Genomic DNA, 3,737 nt, shown 5'->3' with positions numbered 1-3,737 from the left:
ATATGTATAAATGTAAAAAGCACATAGCTTTCACTATGCACTTCATTTCTCCTACCCTATTTAAAATCCTATAATTAATATCATAATTATAGAAATAACCGGAAGCCCAACTAATAACGAGACATGAAACACAACTGATAAATCATTCCCAATGGTCGCCTCCACAGGATCTTTCGCCGGGGAACCAAGAAACCCGATTAATCGATCGAATCGACTTACCGTTTTTGGAAAGTCTGGTATTTCTACATGATCACTATCTAAATGTTGCTTTAACTTATATTCACTCTTAAAGGGATTTTCGCTCAATTTCGTCCACCTCCAGCAATTGTTTCAATTTCTTTATTCCATTATGAAGTCTCGATTTCACCGTTCCAATCGGAATGTTTAATATTTCTGCAATTTCTTTTTGCTGCATGTCATGATAATAAGAAAGGATTAGGACCGCTCTTTGTTCTTCTGGAACTTTCAAAATTGCTTCTCTAACTGTGAGCCGATCTTCGTGAGAAAATTCTTTTTCCGGAATCGGCACTAAAAACGGCAAAAGCGTACGCCACTTTTTTCTCCTATTTAATTTATTAATCATAAGACGATAACCAATTTGAAATAAATACGTTTTTATTTTGCCTTTTTCAAGTTCATACATATGTTTCTTACGCTCTAGCGTCAAAAACGTATCTTGTACAAGGTCGATACTTAATTGTTCATCTCGATTAAATCGATATAAAAATGTGTATAGCGCTGGTTTGATTAAAACATATAGTTTTTCCCCAGCCTGCTTATCTCCACTTTGATACGCAAGCATGAGCTCCTCCTCAATCCCAATCTGCGCCATGATTTTTGATCTCCTTTATTCCTTTTAACGTTAATGAAATGCGAGAGATTAAATATGCAATTGCAATAAAAACCCACAACTGCGATTGATTTGTAAAAAATTGAACATATGGATTTTGAATTGTAAATCCCATTGGAACTAAAAAAATTAAAACCTGCACACATATGCATGCATACAACGCAAGGCAGACAGAAATAGTGTCAAATACATTCCAGCGAAAATACACTTTTGTTTTTGTAAAATCAATTTTATATCCATTTTTCCGTACTATATGTTTTCTATCAAATGGAATAATGATTGAAAACATAACACCCATTATAACTCCAGCTGTAAGCATTGATACTCTATATCCAATTGGTATCGGTAAGAAAAGACCACAAGAAAATACAACTATAATTCCAATTACAGCAAGAGTAAGAAGTAATTTATTAGACATATAAAAGCCTCCCTCATCTATTCTTTCATAAATGTATACAGACGAGGAAGGCACTTCGTTCAAATATTATTTTAGTTTTTTTATAATCTTTGCAGGATTCCCGCCAACTACTACATTATTAGGCACATCTTTCGTTACGACAGCACCAGATGCGATCACCGCATTGTCTCCAATTGTTACACCTGGATTAATAATTGCTCTTCCACCAATCCATACGTTATCGCCAATTGTAACTGGTTTTCCGTATTCTGATCCGCTTATACGCTCAATTGAATCAAGTGGGTGCGTTGCTGTATAAATGTGAACACCTGGAGCTAACATACAGTTCACTCCGATTATTACCGGGCATACGTCTAGAATCGTACAGTCAAAGTTCGCGTAAAAATTTTCACCGACATGAATGTTATAGCCGTAATCACATCTAAAAGAAGATTCAAGATGAATGTTATCTCCAGTCGTTCCGAATAATTCTTTTACGATTTCGCTACGCTCTTTTAATTGTACTTCTGGCGTTTCATTTAATTTTCTCGTTAATATACGAGCTTGCTCCCTCTCTTGAACTAAAACTGGATCAGCCGGTATGTACATTTCTCCTAGTATCATCTTTTCCTTTTCTGTTTTCATCATACTATCCCCTTTAACTTATATATATAAGTTCATGATATCATAAAAAAGAAAGGCCTGAACATTTTTCGTTCAGACCTTTCTCTCTTAATCTTCCATCGTTGATAAGTCACCTGTTGGTAAGTTTAACTCCCACGCTTTTAATACGCGGCGCATAATTTTACCACTTCTCGTTTTCGGTAATTTATCTCTAAATTCAATTTGTCTCGGCGCTGCATGAGCTGCTAGGCCTTTCTTTACAAATTGACGAATTTCTTCTTTTAATTCATCAGATGGTTCGTATCCTGCTCGAAGTGCGATAAATGCTTTAATAATTTCGCCGCGCACCGGATCAGGAATACCAATTACACCAGCTTCTGCAACAGCAGCATGCTCGATTAATTTACTTTCTACTTCAAACGGACCAACGCGCTCACCTGACGTCATAATTACATCGTCAATACGCCCTTGGAACCAGAAGTATCCATCTTCATCCATATAGGCAGAGTCACCTGATACGTACCAATCTCCCGGCATGAAATAAGATTCATATTTTTGCTGGTTATTCCAGATCCCACGCATCATAGATGGCCAACCTTTCGCAATTGCTAAGTTACCCATTGTGTAAGGAGGCACTTCATTTCCTTCATTATCAACAATCGCTGCTTTCACACCTGGAATTGGTTTACCCATTGAGCCTGGACGGATTTCCATACAAGGGTAGTTACAAATAACTTGTCCACCTGTTTCTGTCATCCACCACGTATCATGAATACGAAGTCCAAATGCGTTCATACCCCAGCGAATTACTTCTGGATTTAACGGCTCACCAACGCTTAATACGTGGCGCACTTGTGATAAGTCATATTTTTTAATTGCGTCTTGTCCAGCTCCCATTAACATACGGAATGCTGTTGGTGCGCTGTACCAAACCGTCACACCGTAATCTTGCAGTGCTTCATACCAAGCTTCTGGACTAAAGCGTCCACCTAAAATAACGTTTGACGCTCCAACTAACCACGGTGCGAAAATACCGTAAGCTGTTCCAGTTACCCAGCCCGGGTCAGCAGTACACCAATATACATCGTCTTCTTTTAAATCTAATACCCACTTCGCCGTTTGATAGTGCTGAACCATTGCGTTTTGCGCATGAAGCACACCTTTTGGCTTACCAGTAGAACCAGACGTGTAATGTAGAATCAAGCCGTCTTCACGGCCTAACCATTCAATATGTAATTCTTTTGAAGCTTGTTCAAATAAAGGATTGAACGCTACCGTTTTACCGCCTTCTTCTACATTATCTCCAACAAGGAAAACTGTTTTTAAAGCCGGTAAATCATTTAATGGTACGCGCTCTAACAATTCAGGCGTTGTAATTAACACCTTTGCTTCGCTATCTTCTAAGCGATCGCGAACTGCGCCTTCCATAAATGCTTCAAATAGCGGTCCAACAATTGCTCCTAATTTCACTGCACCTAAAAGTGCGAAATATAACTCTGGAGAACGTGGCATAAAAATAAAAACGCGATCGCCTTTTTCTACATCGCCATAATTCTTAAGGACGTTTCCTGCTTTATTAGAAAAATCCTTCATTTCCTTAAATGTATATTTCTCTTTTCGCGATCCATCTTGATAATAAAGAGCTACTTTATTCTTTCGATCGGATTTCGCATGCTTATCAATTGCCTCATACGCCATATTTACTCGGCCTGTTTCATTCCAAGTAAAGTTTTTATTAACCTCTTCCCAGTTAAAATTCGCGTATGCCTCATCATAATTCGGCAAATTATTTTCTCCTTTAATGACAGGAAGCGTTTCTACTTTCATACTTTACATCCCCCTCCTATGTATTCTATTATCTATTAT

At 37.8% G+C, this 3,737-nt stretch carries 5 protein-coding genes; all 5 read right to left on the bottom strand.

Annotated features, from left to right (window positions below; translation table 11 throughout):
• Positions 1-60: 60 nt before the first annotated feature.
• The 5 genes from ABWK52_RS26835 to acsA all read right to left on the bottom strand — a co-directional run bounded on the left by ABWK52_RS26835 (position 61) and on the right by acsA (position 3,698).
• Entirely contained in the window at positions 61-306 is a 246-nt protein-coding gene (locus ABWK52_RS26835; RefSeq protein WP_001293780.1) for a hypothetical protein, read from the bottom strand.
• Positions 287-832 (bottom strand): RNA polymerase sigma factor, encoded by a 546-nt coding sequence (locus ABWK52_RS26830; protein WP_000057185.1) that lies wholly within the window; start codon positions 830-832, stop codon positions 287-289. Before ABWK52_RS26830 ends, ABWK52_RS26835 begins: the two co-directional genes overlap by 20 nt.
• A complete protein-coding gene (locus ABWK52_RS26825) occupies positions 813-1,268 on the bottom strand; it encodes a hypothetical protein (protein ID WP_097961137.1) in 456 nt (151 codons plus the stop codon). The genes ABWK52_RS26830 and ABWK52_RS26825 overlap by 20 nt, the downstream gene beginning before the upstream one ends.
• Before the next feature lie 66 nt (positions 1,269-1,334).
• Positions 1,335-1,895 (bottom strand): maltose acetyltransferase domain-containing protein, encoded by a 561-nt coding sequence (locus ABWK52_RS26820; RefSeq protein WP_002196921.1) that lies wholly within the window; start codon positions 1,893-1,895, stop codon positions 1,335-1,337.
• An 84-nt stretch (positions 1,896-1,979) separates the two neighbouring features.
• Positions 1,980-3,698, bottom strand: a complete 1,719-nt coding sequence (acsA, locus tag ABWK52_RS26815; protein WP_000862049.1) for an acetate--CoA ligase — start codon at positions 3,696-3,698, stop codon at positions 1,980-1,982.
• Positions 3,699-3,737: the final 39 nt, after the last annotated feature.

Origin of the sequence: Bacillus sp. AP50, assembly GCF_040492675.1 — a bacterium.
GTDB classification, from domain to species: domain Bacteria; phylum Bacillota; class Bacilli; order Bacillales; family Bacillaceae_G; genus Bacillus_A; species Bacillus_A cereus.
This window is presented reverse-complemented; position numbering and strand designations above follow the sequence as displayed.